Genomic DNA, 24,265 nt, shown 5'->3' with positions numbered 1-24,265 from the left:
TGCCGCCATCGGCGCGGCGCACCTGCAGGGTCAGCGGCTGCTCCAGCCACGGCGCCATGTCCAGGAACGCATCGGTGGACAGGCAGTCGATCTCGAACCGGGTGCTGCCGCAGACCGCCTCCTGGCCCTCGAAGCGCTCCACCACCAGGCCGGAGGCCGGGCCGAGCAGCTGGATCAGGCGCGCCTGCTGGGAGGGAGCGCCAAGGGTGGGCGCCAGCGAGCGGTGCGAGATATCCATATCGTCGACATTCCGTGAACCGGGGGACGCCAGCGTAGGGACGCGGCCCGGTCACAGCCATCGGAAAACCCCGGCCCATCCGACCGCCGCGTCCGGTGAACGCGCCTGGACGCCTTGTCAGCCGGGGGATGAGGGCGCGCGCGGACGTCGGATATTTCAGATGCGTTGTACTCCGGGGAGACCTCCGGTGCTGTCGCAATCGGTCTTCCGGCTGCCCAATGCGTCTACCCTGCCCTCCGGACCCGCCCCTTGGCCGGGACGCCCTGCAGACGGCGTTGAGCGTGAAGGCGGAGGGGACGGGTAAAAATGGGCGTCCCCGGTTCCGAAATGGGATGAGGCGCACAGTTTTTAACGGTGCTATCCTCTTCTGCTCACCGGGGGAACGCTGGGAAGCGGGTGCACGGGATGACCGGCAAGGTTGCGGCGGCGATTGTGTGCGAACAGGAGCCAGGCATCGCGCAGACAGCGATGGCTGAGATCGTCCATGCCGTCTTGAGCCCCGACGAATTCACATTGTTCGCCGAATTCGGCCGCCAGCGCAAGGTGACCGCCGGCGACCTGCTGTTCCTGCGCGGGCAGCCCGGCGACACCATGTATGTGATCGAGAGCGGCGCGGTGGAACTGGATTTCGGCGAAGACCTGGTGGTCAAGTCGCTGGGCCAGCATGAGTTCTTCGGCGAACTGGGGCTGCTCATCGGCGACCACCCGCGCAGCGCCGACGCCCGCGCGCTGCAGGACAGCGTACTGCTGGAACTGGACCACGCCGATTTCCAGCGCCTGGTCATCCGCGATCCGGGCCTGGTGGCGTACTTCCTGCGGCGGACCATCATGCGCGTGGTGAGCAACGAACAGGTTCTGATCCGGCAGCTGCGCCGGCGCAACCACGACCTGGAAACCGCGCTGGACAACCTGTATGTCACCACCCACCAGCTCACCCACACCCGCGAACTGGTGCGCACCGACGAGCTGACCGGCCTGCACAACCGTCGCGGTCTGGCACTGTACCTGCAGGAATGCCGCAGCCACGCCGACGGCCCGCCGCAGGGCCTGCTGCTGATCGACTGCGACAGCTTCAAGCAGGTCAATGACGAACACGGCCATCAGGCCGGCGACCGCGTCCTGCAGAGCGTGGCCAACATCCTGCGCTCGGTCGCCACCGAGCAGGACATGGCCTGCCGGCTGGGTGGCGACGAGTTCTGCCTGCTGTTGCGGCAGGCCGACGCCGATGTCCTGCAGCACGCCGCCGAGTTCATCCTCAGTGCTGTGCACGGCCTGATGGGCCGCGCCCACGGCATGCCGCACGTCTGCCCGGTCAGCATCGGGGTGGGCCTGCTGGACGCCCACAGCGACTGGAGCGAGTGGTACGCTCGCGCCGACAGCGCCCTGTACCAGGCCAAGCGCCTGGGCGGCAACCGGTTGCACTGGTCGCGTGCAGCGACCGATACGCCCTGATCGGGAGAGCGGCATGAATGGCGACATCGGAACGTCGACCCAGACCCCGCAGTTGCGGGCTCTGCTGTTCACCGACCTGTGCGACTCGCTGATCCTGGTCGAGCGTATCGGCGACAGCGCCGCGGCCGAGTTGTTCCAGCAGCACGACCGCCTGGTGCTGACCCTGCAGCAGCAGTGGAACGGCCATCAGATCGACCGCTCCGACGGTCTGTTCCTCCTCTTCGAACGCGCCATCGATGCGCTCGGCTTCGCACTGGATTACCAGCGCGGCCTGCAGCAGATCGGCGAGGAACGCGGCATCGTGCTGCGTGCCCGTTCCGGTCTTCACGTTGGCGAAGTGCTGACCTGGGAAAACAGCCCCGAGGCGATCAAGGTCGGGGCCAAGTCGCTCGAGGTCGAGGGCCTGGCCAAACCGATGGCCGCGCGCCTGATGACGCTGGCCCGCCCCGGCCAGATCCTGCTGTCGGCCGTGGCCGAATCGCTGACCCATCGCGTCACCGGCGAACTGGGCGAGCGCGGCGAGCGCCTGTTGTGGAAGTCGCACGGCCGCTGGCGCTTCAAGGGCGTGCCGACCACCCAGGAGGTCTTCGAGGTGGGCGAGATCGGCTTCGCGCCGCTGCGCATGCCGCGCGGCAACGCCAAGGCGCGCCGCGACATTCCGCTGTGGCGGCAGCCGCCCGCGTTGGCTGCTGAAGCACTGCTGGTGGCGGCGCTGGCCGTGGGCGGCTGGATGCTGCTGCGGCCGGAGCCGGCGATCGCGTTTGCCGAGCGCGACTGGGTCGTGGTGGGGGACGTCAACAACCTCACCGGCAATGTTCTGCTCGACGACAGCCTGCAGCAGGCGTTCCGGATCAGCCTGGAGCAGTCGCGCTTCGTCAACGTGCTCAGCGACATGAAGGTGCGCGATACGCTGACCCGGATGCGGCGTGCGCCCGATGTCCGCCTCGACCGGCGTCTTGCACTGGAGGTGGCGGCACGGGATGGCGCGCGCGCGATCATTCTGCCGTCGGTGCTGGAAGTGCACGGCAAGCTGCGCGTCTCGGTTGAAGTGGTCGACCCGGCCAGCGGCGAGACGGTCTACTCCGACTATGCCGATGGCCGCGGGCTGGAATCGGTGCTGGCCTCCACCGATCATGTGGTTGCCAGCCTGCGTGGCCGTCTGGGTGAAGCCCTCCAGGATATCGACCGTACCTCGGCACCGCTTCCGGAAGTGGCCACCGCCAATCTGGATGCGCTCAACGCCTATGCCAAAGGGCTGGCGGCCTACGGTCAACATCGCATGCCGCAGGCACTGGCGTATTTCGAGCAGGCGACCCGGCTGGACCCGGAGTTCGCCTTCGCCTATCTGGCCCAGTTGCGCATCCAGGTCAGCCGCGGGCAGCGCGACCCGGCGCGCGAGCTGCTGGCCAAGGCCGTTCTGCTGCGTGACCGCCTCACCGCGCGCGAGGCGCTGTACCTGGATGCGTGGAAACTGGAATTGAGCGAGCCGGGCCAGGCCGCAGCCGCAGAGAAGTGGAAACTGCTGGCCGATCTCTACCCGGACCATCACGGCGCGCACATCAACTACGGTCTGTCCGAGCTGGACATGGGCCGTTACGCGGTGGCCGAGCAGGCGGTGCGCCACGGCGATGTCATGCAGTACCCCCTGCGCAGCCTGGCCGTGGACCTGCTTGGCCGTACCCAGCTGGCGCAGAACAAATTCGGCCAGGCGCTGCGCACCTTCAACGAGGCGGCCGTCTCCAGTGGCGGGCAGGGGACCCGTCAGCGCGTCGCCGCGCTGGCGGCGTCCGGCGACGTTGCCGCCGCCACCCGACTGCTGGGAAAGCTGGAAAAGAACGATCCGGGCAACTGGCTGGAGCGCACGTCACTGGCGCTGGACCAGGGCAATACCGATGCGGCACGCCGTTCGGCCCAGCAGGCGGCCGCCGACTGCGGGACCTCGGTCCAGGTGTGCGAACTGTTTGGCGTCATCGACCTGTCGGTGCGCAGCGGGACCGGGCAGCCTCCCACCGAAGCCGAGTTCCACCGGCTGGTGCAGCCGCTGCTGCGGCAGGCCGGGCGCAGCGACACCGATGACCGCGGCCAGCGCCTGTACTTTGCCGCCGTGGCCGTCTACGCCGCACAACGCGCCGGCCTGGATCGCGTCGCGCCCCACTACCTGCCCACTCTGCTGCCGCTGGCACGCCAGCTCGGCGATGCCCGGGCGGCGCAGGTGGTGTCCATCGTGGATGCAGTGGAACTGGCGCGGCGCGGAAAGACCGGACAGTCCGTGGCGCGGTTGAAGGCGCTGGAAGACGGCAGCGAGCTGTACCAGGTCCACAGCGCGCTGCGCAGGGCCTATCTTGCCGAAGGCGCGGAGCAGGATGCGGAACGGGAACGGCAGTGGCTGCTTGCCAATCGCGGCCGCGCGTATGCCGAAAGCGCCGGCTCCTACGCCATGCAGGCGCTGAACGTGCACGACGCCAGGCTGGCCGTGCAGCGTTGCCCGGCAGCGGGCTGCCCCGCTGTCGCGGCCGTTCGCTGATCCCTGGTCAGGGCGTGCGCTTGAGCGAGGCATCCACCTCGCCGGTGACGAAGCAGTGAGGGTTGTTGAACATCGTCACCCGGGTGAGGTGGTCCAGCAATGCCTCGCGAGCCGCCTCGAACTCCGCAGGCGATGCCAGCGTGCCGTCGAGACAGCACAGCACCGACGCTTCGCCCAGGGATGCATCGATCTCGCTCAATGCCTGCGCAGGGCTGGCAGCGAAACGGGCGCGGAAGTCGGCATCGCTGGACAGCAGGTCCAGCAGCTTGATGGCATCGGCGGGGCTCAGGGGGGTCTTTTCACTCGACATGCGGGCAGTCTCGACAGAAGAAGCGTGGTGGCGACGGGGCAGGGCGCCAGGCAAGGCCGGCAAGCCTGCGATCGGTAGCGGCCAGAGCAGGGGCGACTTGAATGTGGCATGCCCACGCGTGGGCGGGTGGGGCTGAAGAATACGGCAGGGATGCCGACAACGAAGGGCGGATGCGATCCGCGAAGCACTGAGGACGGCGTGGAAATGGAAGCAGGCAGGTCGATGCGGCGTTGCGGAATCGTGCATCTCGAGCCGCAGTGCGAAGTGTCATTCTCGCTGCAGAGCGTGCTGCTTGGCGGCAGTGGCGTGGATACGCACCTTCGATGGCTGGCGCTGGCACCGCATCTGGATGCGCCGCTGGAGCTGGATGCGTCTGCGGTGCTGCTGCTGGGACGCTTCGACGCGCAACGCTGGAGCGCGCCCCCTGCCGATGCCGACGCCGACGTGCTGCGGATCCTGGTCGAGGGAGGCCTGGTGTTCATCCGCGACCGCGCGCATCCGTTGCGCACGCGCGATGAGCAGCTCCGCGGCATGCACTGGTGGGGACCGGCCGCGATCGCCCACTGGATGGGACGCTGGCAGGGCCAGGACAGCGCCGCCGCGCTCGAATCAGCCGGCATGCAGACCGCCGCAGGCCTGCGCGGGAACCTGGGTCCACCACCACCGGCGGTGGCGCGACGGGATGGCGTCACCACGCTGCTTCCGCATCCAGAGGAAGACGCCTTCGACGCGCTGCTGCAGTCGCGTGCGACCTGCCGCAACTTCGATACCGCCCACGCGTTGCCGCTGCAGGAGCTTGCGCGTCTGCTCAAGCGTGTCTTCGCTGCCACCGGCCGCTATGACCTCCAGGCCGACAGCATTTTCTTCAAGAAGAACGTGCCGTCAGCCGGTGGATTGCATCCCACCGAGGCCTACCTGCTCGTGCAGAACGTTGCCGGGCTGGCGACGGGCATCCATCACTACGATCCCGCCTCGCATGCGCTGACGCGGTTGCCTGGCGATGACACCCGCCTGCGTGAGGTGGCGCTGTCGGCGCTGGCCGGGCAGCACTGGTTTGCCGATGCGCACGTGCTGGTGGTGCTGGCACCACGCTACCCGCGTACCTACTGGAAGTACCGCAACCACGCCAAGGCCTACCGCGCCGTGACGCTGGATGTGGGGCACCTTTCCCAGCAGTTGCTGCTGTGCGCGACCCAGCAGAAGCTGGGTGCGTTTGTTACCGCGGCCATCAACGAGCATGAGATCGAGCGCCTGCTCGGACTCGACCCGATGGCCGAAGGCCCGATGGCCATCTGTGGCGTCGGCTGGCGCGCGGCACAGATGACCACGACCGAATTCGATCCCGGCCAGCGCGTCTGGGAGAAGACGCCTGGCGCGGACGCGGGTTGAGCGCGGGGACGCGATGGCCGTTCCCCGCGGTCGGGCCTAATCCGCCTCGAAATCCACCAGCACCGCGCCATCACCGACCTGGTCGCCGGCCTTGACCCGGTAGCCCTGCACGACGCCGTCGGCCGGTGCCTGCAGGGTGTGTTCCATCTTCATTGCTTCGAGCACCAGCAGCGGCGCGCCACGCGCAACCCGCGTGCCCGGCGCCACCGAGGTGGCGACAATGCGGCCGGGCATCGGCGCGAGCAGGCTGCCCGCGTCGACAACCGCCTGGTCCGCCTCGCTGACCGGGTCGTGCACGGTGAAGCGCTGCACGCCGTCGCCACCGAACAGATACAGCTCGTTGCCGTCGCGGACCAGGCGCGCGCGATGCAGCCGGTCGCCGATCTGCACGCGCAGGCCATCGGCCTCCAGGCCGCCATGCACGGGCAGGGCGGCACCGTCGTCCAGTTGCACCGACCAGGCGGTGTGCTGGCCGGTCACGCCGATCACACGCTGGGTGCCGCGGTGTTCCAGCGTCAGCCGGCGTGCGGCAGGTGCGCCAAGGCGCCAGCCATCCTGGGCCTGCCACGGCGAATGGCGGTCGCGCGGGTCCACGCTGGCCGCCTCGCTGCTGGCCACGGCGGCGAGGCCGGCCAACGCCCACAGGGCCGGGTCGCTGTCACCTTCGTTGGGTGCCAGCGCGGCCTGCTCGCGCTCGATCAGCGCGGTATCCAGCCTGGCCTGGGCGAAGGAACCGGTCATCACCAGTCGACGCAGGAACGCGGCGTTGGTCGTCACTCCGACCACCTCGCACTCGGCCAGCGCCTGCTGCATGCGACGCAGCGCGGCATCGCGGTCCACGTCCCACACGATCAGCTTGGCGATCATCGGGTCGTAGAACGGGGTGATCGCATCGCCCTGCTCGACGCCGGCGTCCACGCGCACGTGCGCGCTGCCGGCCGGCAATCGCAGGTGGCGCAGCGTGCCGGTGGAGGGCAGGAAGCCGCGGTCGGCATCTTCGGCGTACAGGCGTGCCTCCAGCGCATGGCCGCGGATCTGCAGTTGGTCCTGGCGCAACGGCAGCGGCTCGCCGCTGGCCACGCGCAGCTGCCACTCCACCAGGTCGGTGCCGGTAATGCACTCGGTGACCGGATGCTCCACCTGCAGGCGGGTGTTCATTTCCATGAAGTAGAAATCGCCGTCGGGACCGGCGATGAACTCCACCGTACCAGCGCCGACATAGTTCACCGCACGCGCGGCATCCACGGCTGCCTGGCCCATCGCGGCGCGCCGTTCGGCGGTCATGCCCGGCGCGGGTGCCTCTTCCAGCACCTTCTGATGGCGGCGCTGCACCGAGCAGTCGCGCTCGAACAGGTACACCACATTGCCGTGGCTGTCGCCAAACACCTGGATCTCGATGTGGCGCGGTCGCTCGACGTATTTTTCCACCAGCACGTGCGCGTTGCCGAACGCCGACTGCGCCTCGCGCTGGCAGCTGGCCAGCGATTCAACGAAGGCGGCGCTGTTGTCGACGCGGCGCATGCCCTTGCCGCCGCCGCCGGCACTGGCCTTGATCAGCACCGGGTAGCCGATGCCGTCGGCCTGCCCGCGCAGGAACTCCGGCGCCTGGTCATCGCCGTGGTAGCCCGGGGTGAGCGGCACGCCGGCCTGCTGCATCAACGCTTTGGCCGCGCTCTTGTCGCCCATCGCGCGGATCGCCGCGGCGGAGGGGCCGATGAACACGATGCCGGCCTCGGCGCAGGCCTGGGCGAAGTCGGCGTTCTCGGACAGGAAGCCATAACCGGGATGGATTGCCTGCGCGCCGGTGCGGCGTGCGGCGTCGAGGATGGCATCGCCGCGCAGGTAGCTCTCACGCGCCGGCGCCGGGCCGATCGCGATGGCCTCGTCGGCCATGCGCACATGGCGCGCGTTGCGGTCAGCGTCGGAATACACCGCCACGGTGGAGATGCCCAGGCGCTGGCAGGTGGCGATGACGCGGCAGGCGATTTCGCCTCGGTTGGCGATCAGGATCTTGGTGAACATGGTGGTCTCGTTGCGCGGGCCAGTGGCGGCGGCGCCCTGCGGCACCGCCCGTGCATTACATGCGGAACACGCCGAAATCGGTCTTCCGCGCCGGGGCGTTGAGGCTGGCCGACAGTGCCAGGCCCAGCACGCGCCGGGTGTCGGCCGGATCGATCACGCCGTCGTCCCACAACCGTGCGCTGGCGTAGTAGGGGTGCCCCTGCTGCTCGAACTGCTCGCGGACAGGCGACTTAAAACGGTCTTCCTCGTCCGCCGACCACTGCCCGCCCTTGGCCTCGATGCCATCGCGTTTGACCGTGGCCAGCACGCTGGCGGCCTGTTCGCCGCCCATCACGCCGATGCGCGCGTTCGGCCACATCCACAGGAAGTTGGGCGAGTAGGCGCGCCCGCACATGCCATAGTTGCCGGCGCCGAACGAGCCGCCGATCACCACGGTGAACTTGGGCACCTTGGCGCAGGCCACGGCCATCACCAGCTTGGCCCCGTCCTTGGCGATGCCGCCGTGTTCGTACTTGCGGCCGACCATGAAGCCGGTGATGTTCTGCAGGAACACCAGCGGTATGCCGCGCTGGGTGCACAGCTCGATGAAGTGCGCGCCCTTCAGCGCGGACTCGGAGAACAGGATGCCGTTGTTGGCGATGATGCCCACCGGGTAGCCGTGCAGGTGCGCGAAGCCGGTGACCAGCGTGGTGCCATAGCGTGGCTTGAATTCATCGAAGCGCGAATCGTCGACGATGCGCATGATCACTTCGCGCACATCGTACGGCTTGCGGGTGTCGGCCGGGATGACGCCGTACAGCTCGTGGGCCGGATGCCGAGGTTCCACCGGCGCCTGTATCGCCAGCGCCGGCTCGGGTTTGCGCCAGTTGAGCTGGGCGATGATCGCGCGGACCCGGGCCAGCGCCTGCAGGTCGTTGTCGGCCATGTGGTCGGCCACCCCGGAGATGCGCGTGTGCACGTCTGCGCCACCGAGTTCTTCGGCCGTCACCACTTCACCGGTCGCCGCCTTCACCAGCGGGGGGCCGCCGAGGAAGATGGTGCCCTGCTCGCGCACGATCACCGTTTCATCGCTCATCGCCGGCACGTAGGCGCCACCGGCGGTGCACGACCCCATCACGCAGGCGATCTGCGGAATGCCCTGCGCCGAGAGGTTGGCCTGGTTGTAGAAGATGCGGCCGAAATGATCGCGGTCCGGGAACACCTCGTCCTGCAGCGGCAGGAAGGCGCCGCCGGAATCGACCAGGTAGATGCACGGCAGGCGGTTCTGCTCGGCCACTTCCTGCGCGCGCAGGTGCTTCTTGACCGTCATCGGGTAGTACGTGCCGCCCTTGACGGTGGCATCGTTGGCCACGATCACGCACTCCACGCCGGACACGCGGCCGATGCCGGCGACCACGCCCGCGCTCGGGATCGGGTCGCCATACATGCCGTGCGCGGCCAGCGGCGCGATCTCCAGGAACGCGCTGCCCGGATCGAGCAGCGCATCAATGCGGTCGCGCACCAGCAGCTTGCCGCGCGCGGTGTGCTTCTGCCGCGCCGCTTCGCTGCCGCCCAGCGCCGTCTGCGCCAGCGTGGCACGCAGGTCGTCCACCACCGCCTGCAACGCAGCGCGGTTGGCTTCAAAGGTCTCGCTGCCCGGTTGCAGCTGGGTGCTCAGTACCGTCATGGCGTGTCTTTCCTTACAGCGTGCGCTGGAACAGTTCGCGGCCGATCAGCATGCGGCGGATCTCCGAGGTGCCGGCGCCGATTTCGTACAGCTTGGCATCGCGCCACAGGCGGCCGGTCGGGTACTCGTTGATGTAGCCGTTGCCGCCGAGGATCTGGATTGCCTGGCCGGTGAGCCAGGTGGCTTTCTCGGCCGAGTACAGGATCGCACCGGCCGCGTCCTGGCGCGTGGTGCGGCCCTGGTCGCAGGCGCGCGCCACCGCGTACACATAGGCACGGCAGGCGTTGAGGCCCACATACATGTCGGCCAGTTTGGCCTGGATCAGCTGGAAGGTGCCGATCGCCTCGCCGAACTGCTTGCGCTCGTGCACGTACGGCATCACCACGTCCATCGCAGCGGCCATCAGGCCCAGCGGCCCACCGGAGAGCACCACGCGCTCGAAGTCCAGGCCGGACATCAGCACCTTGACGCCACCGCCGACCGCCCCCAGCACATTGGCCTCGGGCACTTCGCAGTCCTCGAACACCAGTTCACAGGTGTTGGAACCGCGCATGCCGAGCTTGTCCAGCTTCTGCGCGGTGGAGAAGCCCTTCATGCCCTTTTCGACCAGGAACGCGGTGATGCCCTTGGCACCGGCGGCCAGATCGGTCTTGGCATAGACCACCAGAACGTCGGCGTCGGGGCCGTTGGTGATCCACATCTTGTTGCCGTTGAGCACGTAGTGGTCGCCGCGCTTGTCGGCGCGCAGCTTCATCGACACCACGTCCGAGCCCGCGCCCGGTTCGCTCATCGCCAGCGCGCCCACCTTCTCGCCGCTGCACAGGCCGGGCAGGAAGCGTCGCTTCTGTTCTTCGGTGCCGTTCTTGCGCAGCTGGTTCACGCACAGGTTGGAGTGCGCGCCGTAGGACAGGCCGATGCCGCCGGAGGCGCGCGAAATCTCTTCCATCGCCACCACGTGGGCCAGGTAGCCCATGCCGCTGCCGCCGTATTCTTCCTCCACGGTCAGGCCGAGCAGGCCCTGTTCGCCGAACTTGCGCCACAGCGCGTTGGGGAACAGGTTCTCCTCATCGGCCTTGGCGGCCAGCGGCGCGACCTCGGCAGAGGCAAAATGGGCCACGCTCTGGCGCAGCAGGTCGATCTCTTCGCCGAGATCGAAGTTCATGGTGGGGACGTGCATGAGGGCGGCTCCGAGACGGCTGGGTATGGGCGCAGCGTAGCCCGCTTCGATCAAGAAGTGAACACAAATTCAAAAATTGAACATAGAATCAACAAATGGCCTACAAACGCTCCGCCCTGATGGAAGAACGCCTCGCCGGGGCCCGTGAACGGATCCTGCTGGCAACCCGCGCGCTGGTGGCGGCCGGCGGCTACCGCAATGCCCCGGTAACCGCCGTGGCGGCCGAGGCCGGCGTTTCCACGGGCCTGATCTACCGGCACTTCCCGTCCAAGGCCGAGCTGTTCGTGGAGGTGCTCACGGCGGCAGTGGCGCACGAGCTGCGCATCTTCGAAGCGATCGCCGCCGAACCGTTGCCGGCCCCCGAGCGCCTGCGCCGCGCCATCACCGCGTTTGTCCGCCGCGCGCTGGCCGGCCCCGGTCTGGCCTACGCCTTCATCGCCGAGCCGGTGGACCCGGAGGTGGAAGCCGAACGCATCCGCTGCCGCCGGCTGTTCGGCGACGTGTTCCGCCGCATCATTGCCGATGGCATCGAGGACGGCAGCTTTCCCGCGCAGGACACCGCCGTCGCCGCAGCCTGCATCGTCGGGGCGTTCACCGAAGCGCTGGTCGGGCCGACCGCGCCCAGCCGCGATGCGCACGGCGACGAGAACGCGCTGGTCGCGTCGATCTGCGGTTTCTGCCTGCGCGCCGCCGGCGCCTGAGCCGCGCCGATGCTGCAATGCGACACCCGGGGGCGGCTTGCAGAGCGCCGCCGACGCTGGTCATACTCGGCCGACAAGCCGTGGTCCAACGACTACCAGCCAGGGGTATAGAGAGTGCGGAATTACGACCTCGAGTTCCTGAAACGCTTCTCCATGGTCATCGCGCTGCTGATGGCCATCACGCTCGGCCTGATTCTCTTTGCAGCGTATCTGCACACCAGCATTCCCCCTGAAATCTCGCCGCAGGCGGTGAAGCGCACCGAACAGCGCATCGCCCCGGCCGGCGCCGTCTATGCCGGCAGCACCGGTGCGGCCGCCCAGGCAGCGGCCAAAGCCGCCGCCCTGGCCAAGGCGGCCTCGCAGGTCGCCTATGGCGGCACCACCGACGGCAAGGTGATCTTCGACAACCTCTGCACGGCCTGCCACACCAACGGCGTGGGCAATGCCCCCACCCTGGACCACAGCCATTGGGATGCGCGCATCGCCCAGGGCAAGGACACCCTCTACAAGCACGCCGTGGAGGGCTACACCGGTCCGGATGGCGGCATCATGCCGCCCAAGGGCGGCAACCCGGCTCTGACTGAAGAGCAGATCCACGCCACGGTCGACTGGATGCTCGCCAACCTGAAGTAGTGCCGGCCGCCGGCCGGCAACGAGGCTCCCCCGCCCCGGATGCTTTGCCGGAGCCGGCGATACGCCGCACAGCGCTGGACGGGTCACATTTCGGCGGTAGTCTGTGCACCACTTTTGTGGAGAAGCCTGTCGATGCGCCGTCGTTCCCTCGCCCTTGCCCTGTCGCTGGCGCTGCCGGCGTGCGCGTTCGCCCAGGCCCAGCCGCAGGTCCAGCCGGCGTCGCCGGCCCCCGCCGCCCGTGCCACTGTCACCCTGACCGCCGCGCCCGCCGACTGGCAGGCGCTGGACGGCCAGCAGGTGCGTATCGCCGCCCCGCTTACCCTGGCCGGCACCGACGGACTGGCGCGTTTCGGCGAACTCACTGTGGCTTTCGGCGGCCGCCTGTGGCAGCCCAGCGAAGTGGCCGCCCCGCGCAGCGCGGCCCACGACAAGGTGGTGGCCGACAACCGCCACCGCCGCCTGCTGCTGGATGACGGCAGCAGTGCGCGCGACCCGGGCCCGGTGGGCTACCTGCCGGCCGGCGCCACCCTGCGCACCGGCATGATCCTGCGCAATGTGGAAGGCATCGTGCGGGTGGACGACAAGGGCACCCCGCGCCTGCAGGTCACCCGCCCGCTGACACTGCCGGCGCTGGAACGCCCGGCGGCCCCGGTGGTCGCCGGCAGGCTGCACATTGCCGCGTTCAATCTGGAGAACTTCTTCAACGGCGACGGGCAGGGCGGCGGCTATCCGACCCTGCGCGGCGCCCGCACCCTGGCCGAACACCAGGCGCAGAAGACCAAGCTGGTCGCCACCATCAACGCGCTCGGCGCCGACGTGGCCGCGCTGATGGAGCTGGAGAACGACGGTTACGGCCCGCAGTCGGCGATTGCCCAGCTGGTCGACGCCCTCAATGCCGATCGTGGCGCCGGCGCCGACTGGCGCTTCATCGATGCAAAGCAGGGCCCGGGCGAGAACCCGATCCGGGTCGGCATCATCTACCGCGCTTCGCGGGTCACCCCGATCGGTGGGCCGGCCACGCTCGAGCAGGGCCCGTTCGGACCGCACAGCCGGGTGCCGATGGCGCAGGCCTTCCGCGCCGGCAAGGGCGCGCCGTTCGTGGTCGTGGCCAACCACTTCAAGTCCAAGGGCTGCTCGGAAGCCAGCGGCGCCGATGCCGACCAGAAGGACGACCAGGCCTGCTGGAACGCCACCCGCGTGGACTCCGCGCGGCGTCTGGACCAGTGGCTGCGCACCGACCCGACCGGTGCCGGCACCGCCGATGCGGTACTGCTGGGCGACTTCAATGCCTATGCGATGGAAGACCCGATCCGCACCCTGCACGCCGCCGGCTGGCACGACGCCTTCGCCGAGGCGAAGGTCGCTCACCCCTACAGCTACGTCTACAACGGCATGAGCGGCCGGCTGGACCACGCGCTGTTGAGCCCAGGCATGGTCAAGCGCCTGCGCGGCGCCGCCGAATGGCACATCAACGCCGATGAAGCCGATGACGTCGGTTACCGCGACCGCAACGCATCCGGCCCGTGGCGCAGCTCCGACCACGACCCGCTGCTGCTCGGTTTCGACCGGTAATCCGCACCCTGCCTCACACCGACCAGGTCCCCCAGGCGATCAGCCCGATCGCCACCACCGCCAGCCCCAGGCCGATGCGGTTCCAGACGCTGGTGCGTTCGCCGAACGCCAGGATGCCAACCAGCGCGCCCAGCACCACCACGCCGATGTTCATCCCGGCAAACACCACCGCCGGACTGTCCGGCAGGTGCTGGTGGGCGCGGACGTAGAACAGGATGTTGCCGAAGTTGAGCAGGCCCAGCAGCGCGCCTGCGCCCACGTTGCGCCAGTGCAGCGGCGCGGCCCCGCTGGCGTGCCGCCACAGCTGCAGTCCCAGCATCAGCACGAAGGCCAGCCCGAAGCAGACGGTCAGCGCGGCCATCGACGGTGTCCCCGACAGTGCCACCTGCTTGAGCAGGATATCCACCAGCGCGTAGCCCACCCACACCCCGAGCAGCCACGGCCACGCGCGCCCGCCGCCGGCCTCGGTGGCCAAGGCGCGCGGGCGCACACTGATGCCCAGAATCGCCAGCAGACCCAGCGCCAGCCCGGCCAGCTTCCAGCCGTTGGCCGTTTCCCCGAACACCAGGAAGGCCGCCAGCAGGGACAACAGCAGCGACAGGCGCTGGGCCACGTCGCTGCGCACGATGCCGGCACGGGTGACCGCACGGGCCATCACCAGGAAGATCGCCGGCAGAGTCACCGCCAACCCGAGCAGCGCCAGCCACGGCGCATGCGTGGAGCGCAGCGACGCCAGTGACGGATTCAACAGCAGCAGGCTGAGCACGCTGGCGACCAGATAGTTCCACGTCACCACCTGCGGCATGTCCAGCTGCCGGCGCGGTGCCAGCTTCAGCAGAACCGAGACCAGCACGCTGCAGAGGACGCTGAAAACCAGATGGTGCATGACGGACCCGGTGGAAGCGGCGGTGAAGCGCGCGGAGGGACGCTATTATGACGCCATGCACAATCCCCCATTTCCCCAAGAAAGCGCTGCGCTGACGCTGGACGGCCCGGTCGGTCCGCTGGATGTCGTGGTCGATCTGCCGGACGCCGATGTCGTGGTGCAGCCCGTGGTGGCGATCGTCTGCCACCCGCTGTCCACCGAGGGTGGCAGCATGCACAACAAAGTGGTCACGATGGCCGCACGCGCGCTGCGCGATCTCGGCATCGCCACGGTGCGCTTCAATTTCCGCAGCGTCGGCCAGTCGGCCGGCGAGTTCGACCACGGCAACGGCGAGCAGGACGATCTCAAGGCCGTCGCGGCCTGGGTGCGTGCGCAGCAGCCGCAGGCCACGCTGTGGCTGGCCGGTTTCAGCTTCGGTGCGTTTGTGTCGCTGCGTGCGGCGGGCGACCTGCAGCCGGCCGCGCTGGTGTCCATCGCCCCGCCCGCCGGCCGCTGGGATTTCGAGGGCGTGCAGCCGCCGTCGCAGTGGCTGGTGATCCAGGGCGACGAAGACGAGATCGTCGACCCGCAGGCCGTCTACACCTGGCTGGAGGGCATCGGTGCCCCGCATGAGCTGGTACGCATGCCCGACACCAGCCACTTCTTCCACCGCAAGCTGATCGACCTGCGCGGGGCCATCACCCACGGCGTCAAGCACTGGCTGCCCAACGCGGACGCCGTTACGGCATGAGCGATACCGCGATGACCCCGACCCAGCGCTACGCCGACGGCGTGGCGCGCGGCGAATGGCAGGACGACCCGGCCCAGCATGCGGCCCTGGTTGAGCTGGACCGCATCCACATCGCCCTGGTGGACAGCGCGCAGGACGGCTGGCTGGACCGGCTGTCGGCGTTCTGGAAGAGGCCCGAGCCGGTCAAGGGGCTGTACTTCTGGGGCGGCGTGGGGCGGGGCAAGACCTTCTTGGTGGACCTGTTCTACGACGGCCTGCCGATCGAACAGAAGTACCGCACCCATTTCCACCGCTTCATGCGCGGCATCCACGAGCGCCTGCGTGAGCACCAGGGCCAGAGCGACCCGCTGGCGAAGATCGCCCAGGAATGGCGCAGCAGGCTGCGCGTGCTGGTGCTGGACGAGTTCTTCGTCACCGACATCGGCGATGCGATGCTGCTGGCGCGCCTGCTCGAACGCCTGTTCGCCGAGGGCGTGACCCTGGTGACCACCTCCAACACGGCGGTGGAGAACCTGTATCTCAACGGCCTGCAGCGCGACAGCTTCATGCCGGCCATCGGGCTGCTGCAGACCTACTGCGTGGAGCTGTACGCCGAAGGCACCGAGGATTACCGCATGCGCGCGCTGACCCGCTCGCCGGTCTACCGGTCCCCGCGCGACGCCGGCAGCGATGCATGGCTGGCCGGCCGCTGGGCCGAGCTCAGCGGCGGTACGGCCGCCAAGCCGGGCAACATCGAGATCGAAGCGCGCAAGATCCCGGTGCGCGGGCGTGGCAAGAGCATCGTCTGGTTCGACTTCACGGCGCTGTGCGAAGGCCCGCGCGGGCCGTCGGACTACATCGAGATCGCGCATGAGTTCAACACCGTGCTGCTGGGCGACATCCCGCACTTCGACACGTTGAACGAGGATGCCGCGCGCCGCTTCGTCAATCTGATCGACGAGCTGTACGACCGCCACGTCAATCTGGTCTGCACCGCCAGCGATTCCCCGGTGGCGCTGTATTCGGGCGTGCGCCTGCAGGGCGCGTTCGAGCGCACCGCCTCGCGGCTGATCGAGATGCAGAGCGCCGAGTACCTCGGCACCGCGCACCGCGCCTAGTCACCGGCCCCGCCCCGCCGGGCGGGGCGGCACGCCGCCGTCAGGGACGGGGCAGGGCCACCGCATCGCCGCGCGGCTGCTCCCGCGCCACCCCCGGGGCATTGTCCTGGTCGCGGTCCATCACCATCATCGCCAGCGGCTTGCCCTGGTAGCGCACCTCCAGCGCGCGCTGGATATCGTCCAGCGCCAGCACCTGGGTGCACAGCGAACGGGCGTGGCCCTCCAGCGCCCTGGCGCGGATCTCCATGCTGCGTTCCAGCTCGCCTTCCATTCTGGCCGCGCGGGCCTCCATGCGGCCGGCACCGCCGGTGAACATCGTCCACATGATCCCGCGCGCCAGCGACCCGGCCATCGACTCGGCCGCCTGCTCCACGCGCTGCTCGAAGCCCGCGCCGAACGCCTCCTGCTCCCAGATGCCACGGCCGAGGGTGCGATCCACGTGGTCGTGGGCGTCCTGGCGCAGGCGGGCCACCTGGCGGGCCTTGCTGCGGCTCCCGCTCATGATCTCCACCGTGGCGCCGAACGCATCGAAGGCGATGTCCACCGCCTCGCCGGCCACCCCGGCCACCGCCGGGACCAGCTGCCGGGTGCCCCATTCGAGCTGGCGCAGCCGCTGGGCGTCGGCGGCGTTGACCGGAATCGGCTGGCGGTCGATGTTGAGCTCCCCGTCGTGGAAGAAGATCTCCGCCGGCACCTGGTCGCGGTTGCGCAGCCAGATCCCGCCGCTGTCCACCAGCACGTCGTAAGGCGTGCTCACCGCGCATTCCCGCGAGGACAGGGCCGGCGCGTTGCCGGGTTCGTCGGCGTGGGCGGCGGCGGGCGCCCCCAGGGCCATCAGCAGACATCCAGTCAGGGCCAGTCTCATGCGTGAGTCTCCGAGGGGGAGGGGCCAGCGTGGCACCGTTGGACCGACCGGGCGCGGGTCGGAAGTCATCCGCGACCGGCCCCCGAACCCCGGTTTGTTACGTCCGCGTGAGCCCGTCGTTCTGTTTTCCGCGCCCCTGCGTCGCGTCCGGGATGACTGTTCCGGCCTTGACTGCGCACTCGGTTTCGACAGGTCTCGGGGGCGCCGGAGCGGCGTTCGGGAGCGGAACCTTGCGCTGTAAGGGATTGCCAACTTTCACTACATTTGGCGTTGACGATCCCTATTACCCCCACTATCTTGTGGCCGTCGGTTCCAGCGACCCCAAGTCGCCGGATCAAAAGGGAAGCGCGGTGATCGAGCCAGCACGCAGCCGGTACCGCCCTCAGCGGTGGCTGGCAACGCAGCCGTCATCGTGGACCTGCCGACAACCGCACGAAGTACAGCGTGCGGTACCGGTCGCGCCACATCTCCGGGGGGAGATGACCGGTGACGCAGGGGAACCGCCCGCAGGCTGACTGCGTGGTCGCGGCCCGTGCGACACCGCTGTTCCACCCTCGGATACCGAGCGCACTGGTCCGGCGCCTGCCCGGCAGGCGTCCCTGTGCCACCCAACATCACGCCAAGAGGAAACCGCCGTGAGCACCGAAACCAGCGCAGCCACCGAACAGGACAGTCAGTTCCTGCTGACCTCGCCGCCCACGGCCAACGCCATGAGCGTCACCAAGCGCAACGGCACTACCGAACTGGTGGACCTGAACAAGATCGTGCGTGCGGTGCAGCGTTCCGCCGAAGGTCTGCACGCTGTCGACCCGATGCGCGTGGCCACCCGCACCATCTCGGGCCTGTACAACGGTGCCACCACCCAGGAGCTGGACGAGCTGTCCATCCGCACCTCGGCGCTGCTGATCGGTGAAGAACCCGAATACGGTCGCCTGGCGGCGCGCCTGCTGGCCAATTTCATCGCCAAGGAAGTGTCCGGCCAGGAGATCTACGCGTTCTCCCAGTCCGTCGGCCGTGGCCATGAAGTGGGTCTGATCAACGACCGCCTGCTGAACTTCGTGCAGACCAATGCGCGCAAGCTCAACGATGCGATCGACATCTCGCTGGACCTGAACTTCGATTACTTCGGTCTGCGTACCCTCTACGACCGCTACCTGCTGCGCCATCCGCACACCCGCAAGGTGATCGAGACCCCGCAGCAGTTCTTCCTGCGCATCGCCAGTGCACTGAGCGAGGACGTGCCGGAAGCCCTGGCGCTGTACCGCCGCATGGGCAACCTGGACTACCTGCCGTCCAGCCCGACCCTGTTCAACTCCGGCACCACCCACGAGCAGCTCTCCTCGTGCTTCCTGCTGGATTCGCCGCAGGATTCGCTGGAGTCGATCTACTCCAAGTACGGCGACATCGCCCAGCTGTCCAAGTTCTCCGGCGGCATCGGCGTCAGCTACACCCGCGTGCGTTCGCGCGGTTCGCTGATCAAGTCGACCAACGGCCACTCCAACGGCATCGTGCCGTGGCTCAAGACGATGGATTCGTCGGTCGCTGCGGTGAACCAGGGCGGCAAGCGCAAGGGCGCGGCCTGCGTGTACCTGGAAACCTGGCACGCCGACATCGAGGACTTCCTCGAGCTGCGCGACAACACCGGCGACGAATCGCGCCGTGCGCACAACCTGAATCTGGCCAACTGGATCCCGGACCTGTTCATGAAGCGCGTCGAGGCCGACCAGGAATGGTCGCTGTTCGATCCGCGCGTGGTGCCCGAGTTCACCGACCTGTTCGGTGAAGCCTTCGAGCAGGCCTACCTGCAGGCCGAAGCCCAGGGCAAGGCCAACCGCACCATTTCCGCGCGCAAGCTGTACTCGCGGATGATGCGTACCCTGGCCGAGACCGGCAACGGCTGGATGACCTTCAAGGACAAGTGCAACCGCGCCAGCAACCAGACCCTGCGTCCGGGCAACGTGATCCACCTGTCCAACCTGTGCACCGAAATCCTGGAAGTCACCTCGGCCGAAGAAACCGCGGTGTGCAACCTGGGCTCGATCAACCTGGGCAACCATTTCGATGCCCACGGCGAGTTCGACTACGAGAAGCTGGCCGACACCGTGCGCCTGGCCGTGCGTCAGCTCGACCGCGTGATCGATCTGAACTTCTATCCGATCGAATCGGCACGCCGCGGCAACCTGCGCTGGCGTCCGGTCGGCCTGGGCTGCATGGGCCTGCAGGACGTGTTCTTCCGCAAGCGCCTGGCCTTTGACAGTGCCGAAGCCCGCGCGCTGTCGAAGAAGATCGCCGAAACGATCTACTTCCACGCACTGGAAACCTCGGTCGAACTGGCCCAGGAACGCGGCAAGCACCCGTCCTTCGCCGACACCCGTGCGGCCAGTGGCGAACTGCAGTTCGACGCCTGGAACGTGGTGCCCGAAGACAGCGCGCGCTGGGATGCCCTGCGCGAGCGCATCAAGGAACATGGCCTGCGCAACTCGCTGATGATCGCCATCGCCCCGACCGCGACCATCGCCTCGATCGCCGGCTGCTACGAGTGCGTGGAACCGCAGGTGTCCAACCTGTTCAAGCGCGAGACCCTGTCCGGCGACTTCCTGCAGGTCAACCGTTACCTGGTCAACGAGCTGAAGAAGCTGGGTCACTGGACGCCGGAAATGCGCGATGCGATCAAGCTGGCCGAAGGTTCCATCCAGGGCATCGCCCAGATTCCGGAAACCCTGCGCCACGTCTACCGCACCGCCTGGGAACTGCCGATGCGCTCGCTGATCGACATGGCCGCCGACCGTGGCGCGTTCATCGACCAGTCCGCCTCGCTCAACCTGTTCATGGAAAGCCCGAACATCGGCGCGATGTCCTCCATGTACATGTACGCCTGGAAGCAGGGCATCAAGACCACGTACTACCTGCGTTCGCGTCCGGCCACCAAGATCGCCAAGACCACTGTCAGCAGCTACACCCCGGTGGACGCCGTGGCCTGCTCGCTGGAGAACCCGGAAGCCTGCGAGGCGTGCCAGTAAGAAGGGCGTGCCGGCCCAGCAGGGCCGGCATTCCAACGGCTCGGTACCGGCTGCTGGTCGGTACGGAACCTGATCGACACCACCAACACCGCTGTCACCGCAGGCGCTCCGGCGCCTGCCGTGCCGGAAGCCCGCCGCGCACACGCGCGGGTCTTTCGACGCGTCCCCCGGGACGCCGCCAACCGAAACAAGGACTGCCCTCATGGCCGACAAGCCCCGTCAAATGCTGCTCGATCCCGGTTTTGAACTGACTCTGCGCCCGATGCGCTACCCGCAGTTCTATGACATGTATCGCAACGCGATCAAGAACACCTGGACCGTGGAAGAGATCAACTTCCAGATCGACATCAGCGACCTGCATGGCAAGATGTCGCCGGGCGAGCGCCACCTGATCCACCGCCTGGTCGCGTTCTTCGCCACCGGCGATTCGATCGTGTCCAACAACCTGGTGCTGAACCTGTATCAGCACCTGAATGCGCCCGAAGCGCGCATGTACCTGTCGCGCCAGCTGTACGAAGAAGCGCTGCACGTGCAGTTCTACCTGACCCTGCTCGACAACTATCTGCCCGATCCGGACGAACGCGCCAAGGCGTTCGACGCCGTGGAGAACATCGACTCGATCAAGAAGAAGGCCGACTTCTGCTTCAAGTGGATCGACTCGATCCAGAACCTCAAGCGCATCGAGACCCGTGACGAGCGCCGCCAGTTCCTGCTCAACCAGATCTGCTTCGCGGCGTGCATCGAAGGCCTGTTCTTCTTTGCTGCATTCGCCTACGTGTACTACTTCCGTTCGCGTGGCCTGCTCAACGGCCTGGCCTCGGGTACCAACTGGGTGTTCCGCGACGAAAGCGCGCACATGGAGTTCGCCTTTGAATGCGTGGACGTGATCCGCGAGGAAGAGCCGGACCTGTTCGACGATGCGATGAAGCAGCAGGTGTATGACATGCTCGCCGAAGCCATCGAATGCGAAGTGCAGTTCGCCGAAGACGTGCTCTCCGGCGGCGTGGCGGGCATTTCCACCCGCGACATGCGCCAGTACCTGCAGCACTGCGCCGACAACCACTTCCACCGCCTGGGCATGGAAAAGAAGTACAACGTGCGCAACCCGCTGAGCTTCATGGAACTGCAGGACGTGCAGGAACTGACCAACTTCTTCGAGCGCCGTTCCTCGGCCTACCAGGTTGGCGTGAAGGGCGAAGTCGCCTTCGACATGTCGTTCTGATCCCACGCTGCCGTGCGTGAAGCAGACAGCCCCGGCCTGGCCGGGGCTGTCTGTTTGGCGGTACCCGCCACCCGCTCACTGCGCCTGCCGTATCATCCGCGCGACCCCACATGTACCGGCCGCCCCCATGACCGCTTCCCCTGACACCGTCCCGCCCATCGAAGTCCGCATGGCCGAGATCGTCTTCCCCAACCACACCAACCACATGGGCACCCTGTTCGGTGGCCAGGCGCTGGCGTGGATGGACAAGGCCGCCTTCCTTGCCGCCGCGCGCTATTCGCGCCGCACCGTGGTCACCGCCCGCTCGGACCAGGTCGACTTCAAGCTGCCCATCCGCATCGGACAGATGGTGGAGACCGTCGGCCGCATCGTCGAGGTGGGCCGCAGCTCGATGAAGGTGGAAGTGGAGCTGATCGCCGAAGACCTGCACAACGGCGAGCGCAAACTCTGCACGCGTGGCCACTTCGTGATGATCGCCCTGGACGACGCCGGCCAGCCGGTCGCCGTGCCGGCATTGCCCGAGCCCATTCCCGGGCCCTGAGGGCAATTGCGCCGGCCCGGCAGCGCCCCCATCTGATCGCCATGACCCCCGCACTCGCCGATTTCATCGACCGCGCCCGGCGCCTGTTCGTGCTTACCGGCGCCGGCTGCAGCACCGACTCGGGCATCCCCGACTACCGCGATGCCGATGGCCAGTGGAAGCGCACCCCGCCGGTGACCTACCAGGCCTTCATGGGTGAGCTGTCCACCCGCCAGCGTTACTGGGCGCGCAGCCTGGCGGGATGGCCCCGCTTCGGCCAGGCCCAGCCCAACGGCACCCACACCGCGCTGGCGGCGCTGGAGGCGCGCGGGCAGGTGGAGGTGCTGCTCACCCAGAACGTGGACCGGCTGCACCAGCGCGCCGGCAGCGTGGGCGTCATCGACCTGCACGGCCGGCTGGACCAGGTGCGCTGCATGGGCTGCGAGGCGCGCATTCCGCGCGAGGCGTTCCAGTACATCCTGCTGGCACACAACCCCGACTGGCAGCACCTGGACGCAGCGCAGGCCCCGGACGGCGACGCCGATCTGGAGGGCGTGGCGTTCGACACCTTCCAGGTACCTGCCTGCGCGCAGTGTGGCGGCCTCCTCAAGCCCGACGTGGTGTTCTTCGGCGAGAGCGTGCCCCGCGAGCGCGTGGCCGCCGTGCACGCCCACCTGCAGCAGGCCGACGCCGTTCTGGTGGTGGGTTCGTCGCTGATGGTCTACTCCGGCTTCCGGTTCGTGCAGGCCGCCGCCAACGCGGGCCTGCCGGTGGCCGCGCTGAACCTGGGCCGCACCCGTGCAGACGACCTGCTCACCCTCAAGGTGGAGCAGCCCTGCGCGGCCGCCCTCTCATTCCTGCTGCCGGCGAACGCATCGGCCTGAAGCGCACGGCCCGCCTCGTAGAGCGGGGCTCTGCCCCGCTGGCCACACCGTTCCACACACAAGGTTGCCTGCACGCCCACATCGGAGTGCAATAACGCCCCGGTTTCATTCTTCCTCCCCCGAGTCCCCCTTGAGTCAGCTCTTCTCCCCCGTTTCCTTTGGCCCGCTGTCGCTGTCCAACCGCATCGTCATCGCGCCGATGTGCCAGTACTCCTCCACCGATGGCCTGGCCAACGACTGGCACCAGATCCACCTGGGCCAGCTGTCGCAGTCCGGGGCCGGCCTGTTGATCCTGGAAGCCACCGCCGTGCTGCCCGAGGGCCGCATCAGCTGGGCCGACCTGGGCCTGTGGGACGACGCCACCGAGGCCGCGCTCACGAAGGTGATTGATGCGGTGAAGCGCTGGTCGCCGATGCCGCTGGGCGTGCAGCTCGCCCACGCCGGGCGCAAGGCGTCCTCGGCGCGGCCGTGGGACGGCGGCGGCGCACTGCCGGCCAGCGACCCGCGCGCCTGGACCACCCACGCCCCGTCCGCGCTCCCGTTCGCGGCCAATGGCCCCGTGCCCGAGGCGCTGGACGAGGCCGGCATCGATGCCGTGGTCGAGGCCTTCGCCACCGCCGCGCGCCGCGCCGAGCGCGCCGGGCTGGATCTGATCGAGCTGCATGCCGCGCACGGCTACCTGCTGCACCAGTTCCTGTCGCCCCTGAGCAACAAGCGCCAGGACCCGTACGGCGGTTCGCTGGAAAACCGCATGCGCCTGCTCGTGCGTGTGTTCGACGCCGTGCGCGAAGCGGTTTCCGACCGCATCAGTGTGGGCGTGCGCATCTCGGCCAGTGACTGGGTCGACGGTGGCTGGGACATCGAGCAGAGCAGCACCCTGGCCCAGATCCTGGACATGCGCGGCTGCCAGTTCCTGCACGTCTCCAGCGGCGGCCTCGATGCGCGCCAGAAGATCCCGCAGGAGCCGGGCTATCAGGTGCCGTTTGCGGCGGCGATCAAGGCCAAGGTCAAAATGCCCGTCATCGCGGTGGGTCTGATCACCGATCCGTCGCAGGCCGAATCGATCCTGCGCCACAACCACGCCGACGCCATCGCGCTCGCCCGCGGCATCCTCTACGACCCGCGCTGGCCGTGGCACGCCGCCGCCGCCCTGGGCGACTCACTCGCCCCGGCACCGCAGTACCTGCGCTGCGAGCCGCGCGAAGCACGCGGCGTGTTTCTCGCGCCGGAGGGCTGAGACCGGAGGGCCGGCACGGACGCACGTGTCCAGGGCGGCGTCAGCGGATCTGGTTGGAAGTGCATATACCCAATCCACTCCCCATCGATACGTTGATGTCGGCCATCAGAGTCACAGACG

The 24,265-nt window shown here is 68.2% G+C and carries 19 protein-coding genes and 1 pseudogene; 13 read left to right on the top strand and 7 right to left on the bottom strand.

Annotated elements, in window-relative coordinates:
- Nucleotides 1-238: pseudogene (locus GDJ08_RS18480) on the bottom strand (type VI secretion system tip protein VgrG); the annotation flags it as partial.
- Nucleotides 239-643: 405 nt separating this feature from the next.
- Here GDJ08_RS18480 and GDJ08_RS18475 point away from each other — a divergent pair.
- Nucleotides 644-1,690 (top strand): GGDEF domain-containing protein, encoded by a 1,047-nt coding sequence (locus GDJ08_RS18475; RefSeq protein ID WP_017356372.1) that lies wholly within the window; start codon nt 644-646, stop codon nt 1,688-1,690.
- Between the two features lie 13 nt (nt 1,691-1,703).
- Entirely contained in the window at nt 1,704-4,214 is a 2,511-nt protein-coding gene (locus tag GDJ08_RS18470; protein ID WP_017356373.1) for a putative peptide modification system cyclase, read from the top strand.
- 7 nt (nt 4,215-4,221) lie between these two features.
- On the opposite strand, the gene GDJ08_RS20065 is transcribed toward GDJ08_RS18470, so the two are convergent.
- The gene (locus GDJ08_RS20065) at nt 4,222-4,524 is read right to left on the bottom strand and encodes an NHLP-related RiPP peptide (protein ID WP_165699846.1); all 303 of its coding nucleotides are present in this window, start codon (nt 4,522-4,524) and stop codon (nt 4,222-4,224) included.
- Nucleotides 4,525-4,746: 222 nt separating this feature from the next.
- Here GDJ08_RS20065 and GDJ08_RS18460 point away from each other — a divergent pair, with 222 nt between their 5' ends.
- Complete coding sequence (locus tag GDJ08_RS18460; protein ID WP_153165450.1) at nt 4,747-5,913, top strand: putative peptide maturation dehydrogenase; 1,167 nt, start codon at nt 4,747-4,749, stop codon at nt 5,911-5,913.
- A gap of 36 nt (nt 5,914-5,949) precedes the next feature.
- Here GDJ08_RS18460 and GDJ08_RS18455 read toward each other — a convergent pair whose 3' ends face one another.
- The 3 genes from GDJ08_RS18455 to GDJ08_RS18445 are packed head-to-tail and all read right to left on the bottom strand — an operon-like array spanning nt 5,950 to nt 10,778.
- Complete coding sequence (locus GDJ08_RS18455; RefSeq protein ID WP_153165449.1) at nt 5,950-7,935, bottom strand: acetyl/propionyl/methylcrotonyl-CoA carboxylase subunit alpha; 1,986 nt, start codon at nt 7,933-7,935, stop codon at nt 5,950-5,952.
- Between the two features lie 55 nt (nt 7,936-7,990).
- The gene (locus GDJ08_RS18450; protein WP_017356689.1) at nt 7,991-9,601 is read right to left on the bottom strand and encodes a carboxyl transferase domain-containing protein; all 1,611 of its coding nucleotides are present in this window, start codon (nt 9,599-9,601) and stop codon (nt 7,991-7,993) included.
- A gap of 13 nt (nt 9,602-9,614) precedes the next feature.
- Nucleotides 9,615-10,778: an isovaleryl-CoA dehydrogenase gene (locus GDJ08_RS18445; RefSeq protein WP_136006616.1), complete on the bottom strand. Its 1,164-nt coding sequence runs from the start codon at nt 10,776-10,778 to the stop codon at nt 9,615-9,617.
- Nucleotides 10,779-10,873: 95 nt separating this feature from the next.
- Here GDJ08_RS18445 and GDJ08_RS18440 point away from each other — a divergent pair, with 95 nt between their 5' ends.
- The 3 genes from GDJ08_RS18440 to GDJ08_RS18430 all read left to right on the top strand — a co-directional run bounded on the left by GDJ08_RS18440 (nt 10,874) and on the right by GDJ08_RS18430 (nt 13,684).
- Entirely contained in the window at nt 10,874-11,479 is a 606-nt protein-coding gene (locus GDJ08_RS18440; RefSeq protein WP_017356687.1) for a TetR/AcrR family transcriptional regulator, read from the top strand.
- A gap of 114 nt (nt 11,480-11,593) precedes the next feature.
- Nucleotides 11,594-12,112, top strand: a complete 519-nt coding sequence (locus GDJ08_RS18435) for a c-type cytochrome (protein ID WP_017356686.1) — start codon at nt 11,594-11,596, stop codon at nt 12,110-12,112.
- 132 nt (nt 12,113-12,244) lie between these two features.
- On the top strand, nt 12,245-13,684 hold the full coding sequence (locus GDJ08_RS18430; protein ID WP_136006618.1) for an ExeM/NucH family extracellular endonuclease: 1,440 nt from the start codon (nt 12,245-12,247) through the stop codon (nt 13,682-13,684).
- Between the two features lie 13 nt (nt 13,685-13,697).
- Here GDJ08_RS18430 and GDJ08_RS18425 read toward each other — a convergent pair whose 3' ends face one another.
- Nucleotides 13,698-14,570 (bottom strand): EamA family transporter, encoded by an 873-nt coding sequence (locus GDJ08_RS18425; RefSeq protein WP_017356691.1) that lies wholly within the window; start codon nt 14,568-14,570, stop codon nt 13,698-13,700.
- A 55-nt stretch (nt 14,571-14,625) separates the two neighbouring features.
- On the opposite strand from GDJ08_RS18425, the gene GDJ08_RS18420 reads away from it, so the two are divergent.
- Together GDJ08_RS18420 and zapE are read left to right on the top strand one after the other, a co-directional pair.
- Nucleotides 14,626-15,300: an alpha/beta hydrolase gene (locus GDJ08_RS18420; protein ID WP_026070868.1), complete on the top strand. Its 675-nt coding sequence runs from the start codon at nt 14,626-14,628 to the stop codon at nt 15,298-15,300.
- Entirely contained in the window at nt 15,297-16,397 is a 1,101-nt protein-coding gene (gene zapE / locus GDJ08_RS18415; protein WP_017356693.1) for a cell division protein ZapE, read from the top strand. Before GDJ08_RS18420 ends, zapE begins: the two co-directional genes overlap by 4 nt.
- Before the next feature lie 40 nt (nt 16,398-16,437).
- Here the strand turns inward: zapE and GDJ08_RS18410 are convergent, their stop codons facing one another.
- Complete coding sequence (locus tag GDJ08_RS18410) at nt 16,438-17,262, bottom strand: DUF2884 family protein (protein WP_229296575.1); 825 nt, start codon at nt 17,260-17,262, stop codon at nt 16,438-16,440.
- A gap of 635 nt (nt 17,263-17,897) precedes the next feature.
- On the opposite strand from GDJ08_RS18410, the gene GDJ08_RS18405 reads away from it, so the two are divergent.
- The 5 genes from GDJ08_RS18405 (at nt 17,898) to GDJ08_RS18385 (ending at nt 24,145) form a co-directional block, all read left to right on the top strand.
- Nucleotides 17,898-20,282, top strand: coding sequence for a ribonucleoside-diphosphate reductase subunit alpha (locus GDJ08_RS18405; protein WP_017356695.1), 2,385 nt, complete (start codon nt 17,898-17,900; stop codon nt 20,280-20,282).
- Nucleotides 20,283-20,484: 202 nt separating this feature from the next.
- The gene (locus tag GDJ08_RS18400; RefSeq protein WP_017356696.1) at nt 20,485-21,504 is read left to right on the top strand and encodes a ribonucleotide-diphosphate reductase subunit beta; all 1,020 of its coding nucleotides are present in this window, start codon (nt 20,485-20,487) and stop codon (nt 21,502-21,504) included.
- A gap of 127 nt (nt 21,505-21,631) precedes the next feature.
- Entirely contained in the window at nt 21,632-22,045 is a 414-nt protein-coding gene (locus GDJ08_RS18395; RefSeq protein WP_017356697.1) for an acyl-CoA thioesterase, read from the top strand.
- A 41-nt stretch (nt 22,046-22,086) separates the two neighbouring features.
- Entirely contained in the window at nt 22,087-22,908 is an 822-nt protein-coding gene (locus GDJ08_RS18390) for an NAD-dependent protein deacetylase (protein ID WP_153165448.1), read from the top strand.
- A 130-nt stretch (nt 22,909-23,038) separates the two neighbouring features.
- Entirely contained in the window at nt 23,039-24,145 is a 1,107-nt protein-coding gene (locus tag GDJ08_RS18385) for an NADH:flavin oxidoreductase/NADH oxidase (RefSeq protein ID WP_136006629.1), read from the top strand.
- Nucleotides 24,146-24,265: the final 120 nt, after the last annotated feature.

It is taken from the genome of Stenotrophomonas nematodicola (assembly GCF_009467805.1).
GTDB classification, from domain to species: Bacteria; Pseudomonadota; Gammaproteobacteria; order Xanthomonadales; family Xanthomonadaceae; genus Stenotrophomonas; species Stenotrophomonas nematodicola.
The sequence above is the reverse complement of the archived record's forward strand: the minus strand, read 5'-3'. Positions and strand labels throughout refer to the sequence as shown.